The organism is Anaerolineales bacterium, from assembly GCA_022866145.1.
Classification (GTDB): Bacteria; Chloroflexota; Anaerolineae; order Anaerolineales; family E44-bin32; genus PFL42.
Genome location: JALHUE010000434.1, coordinates 1 through 2,556, shown reverse-complemented (window position 1 = coordinate 2,556; position 2,556 = coordinate 1). Strand labels below are relative to the sequence as shown.

Below are 2,556 nucleotides of genomic sequence, written 5' to 3'. Positions count from 1 at the left end.
CGAGGGAGCGAGTAGGCCCCCCAAGTACAGGCAAATCCAGGTGACGGCATTGGCAGGTACCCCGCCCACGCCAGCACCTTGCTTCAGGTAGAAAGCATCGACGGCGTGCACATAGGATCTCCCGGACCAGCCGAATGCGGGCCCTGGAAGCAGGTCAGGATAGATGAAAGCGGTCATCCTTCGAGAAGGGGAGTCAGGCGAAGCCGCACAGGTCACCAGGCGCAGACGATCGAAACGGCTGCCGGCTGCCGAATCATGGTCTTCCTCGGTATGCCAAAGCAGGACACCCCCGTCTCTGTCCCGGAGCATGCCCGTCTGGCAACCCGAACTTTCGGCCTGAAGGAGAAAGGCGAGATCTTGGGGGCGAACGGGGGTCCTGTCGACCTTCAGGTGCGTCATCGTTTGCCGCACAAGGTCTCCCAGTCGCGCCCCTTCCGACCACGCATCGACGCTCGACAGATATGCTTCAAGCCCCTCGCGGACGGCGGCTGGCAGGCGCCCATAGGCAAGCCGATGCCTGCATTCGGCCTCACCCCGTCGGGCGCTCAGCAGCTCACTCTCCAGGCGGTCCTGGCCGAGTGGTAGCACCCGGCGGCGGATGTAGGCGCTGACCTGACCCGCAACCTCTTGCCCGAGCAGGTTGTGGGAGTGGGAGGTCTGGTGCGCGCTTAGGTCGAGGTGCACCACTGGGCCCAGGGTGGCGCGCACTTCCTCGAGCCGGCTGCGTGCGAAGAACTCCGGGCTCGCCGTCTTCCCCGCATCGGCCTCACCCATTGGCACGCCTTGGACCCCGGAGCGAGGTCCCGCCAAAGGCGCGGCCTCCGGATCGGGCAGAGGTCCCATCGGGATTCCTTTCGGTGAGATTGGCTATGCGCAGAATGGGCTTTCCACCCGCTGGGATTCCTCCTAAGGGATAACTCTGGGTCCAGCGGCAGGGACGTCGAGCGCCTCTCGCCCCACCATGGAGTGGATAGCCCGGCGGCAGTCCGAGTATACCTCGCCGCACAGCTGCCTACGGTTGCCTTGAAAGGGCGGAGAAAGCGGCCCGGGGCGGTCCCCCGCGTCTGGAGCAGTACCAGGCCTACAGCCGGGAGCCGACCTCCTCCCTGCTTGGCCCGGTCGGCCGCAGCTGCGGATCGCCGGCCCCAGTGCAGGGCATCCCGGCACCAGCCTCCCGCCCGAGGCCCCTCCGTGCCGGCGCACCGCAGATAGGTCGCGGCTCGTGATACAGTCGTGGCAGAACATCCACAATTGCCCCTGCTTGGCCTGTAGACTGACCCTGCCCCTGCGTGGCACGTGACCCCCCCAGACCCCCGGGGGAAAAGGAGGAAGAATGGATTTCGGCGAAGTCCTGACGAGAACCTGGCAGATCACCTGGCGCTACAAGGGCCTTTGGGTGCTCGGCCTGCTCGCCGGCTGCGGGACTGGCGGCGGTGGGGGCGGAGGGGGCGGCGGTAGCTCTTCCTACACAACCCCCGGTCAGCAACTCGGAGGCATCGAGCAACGCCTGCTGGAGATCCCTGTTTGGGTATGGGTGGTCGTCGCCGTGCTGGCGCTGATCTTGCTCCTGGTCTTCCTGGTGCTTGGGATCATCGGTACAGGAGGCTTGATCGCAGGCTTCCGCCAGGCTGACGAAGGTCGCGACGTCACCCTGGGGCAGGCCTTTCGCCTCGGGATGAAGTCCTTCTGGCTCCTGCTCGGTTTCCGGCTGCTTCTGGGACTCTTCGGCATCCTGCTGGCGTTGATTCTCGTGGTCGCAGCCGTGGGCAGCCTGGGCTTCTGTCTGGTTCCGTTGATCTGCCTCGGCCTGCCTTTGGTCTTCGGGCTGGGCGTGTACGTCTCCCTGTGCCAGGTTTCCTTGATCGACGATGACCAAAGGACGATGGCCGCCTTCCGCCGCGGCTGGGAGGTCCTGCGCGTTCGCCCGGGTCCGGCCCTGCTGATGGGCCTGATTCTGATAGGCGGGGGCCTGGTTGTCAGCCTGATCCTGGCGATGCCGATCCTCCTGCTGCTAGTGCCTTTGTTCCTGGCACTCTCCAGCCCAGAGCAAAGCGGGATGGCCGGGGGGTTGCTGATCAGCGGGCTGTGCTTCCTGGGTTACCTGCCGGTCCTGCTTCTGGTCAACGCTGTTGTGCAGACGTACCTGAACGGCGCGTGGACGCTGACCTATCGGCGGCTGACGGGCAAGGCCGCCGGGGGAGCTGCGCTGGCAGAGTTCGCCATACCGCTGCCGGGATAGCCATTCCAGGCCGGCACCTGCCTCAACCGGTTGCCTGCGCCCCCTCCGTCAAGGGAGGGGGCGCCTTCATTGCCGGGATCGGGCAATACCCCACGCCGCCGTAGCTTGCGAGCCTGTCCCAGTCTGCGGACTCCATCCGCTTCGGTGGTTTGCCCCCGGGGTCAGGCGCCCCAGAGCGCTTTGCGCAGGAGGAAGGCGCCTCATTCCAGCCGGCCGTCGCACGGCCATTCCTGGCGCGATGTCCACGAGGAGCATCCGGTGGATTCGCGAGCCTTGTCGAACCGGCGGCGCCGGCGCTCCCGTGCAGTGGCAGCTCG

General features: G+C 66.3%; 2 protein-coding genes. One reads left to right on the top strand and one right to left on the bottom strand.

Going from position 1 to position 2,556, the window contains the following annotated elements; translation table 11 throughout:
* Positions 1-774: hypothetical protein (locus tag MUO23_13050; GenBank protein MCJ7513879.1), on the bottom strand; the 774-nt coding region annotated here is incomplete at its 3' end.
* 559 nt (positions 775-1,333) lie between these two features.
* On the opposite strand from MUO23_13050, the gene MUO23_13045 reads away from it, so the two are divergent.
* Positions 1,334-2,239 carry a hypothetical protein gene (locus MUO23_13045; GenBank protein ID MCJ7513878.1) on the top strand — a complete coding sequence of 302 codons (906 nt, stop codon included), beginning with the start codon at positions 1,334-1,336 and terminating at the stop codon, positions 2,237-2,239.
* Positions 2,240-2,556 lie beyond the last annotated feature (317 nt).

Coding starts and splice junctions, on each gene's coding strand:
- MUO23_13045 (MCJ7513878.1), top strand. CDS start 1,334: ATGGATTTCGGCGAAGTCCTGACGAGAACCTGGCAGATCACCTGGCGC.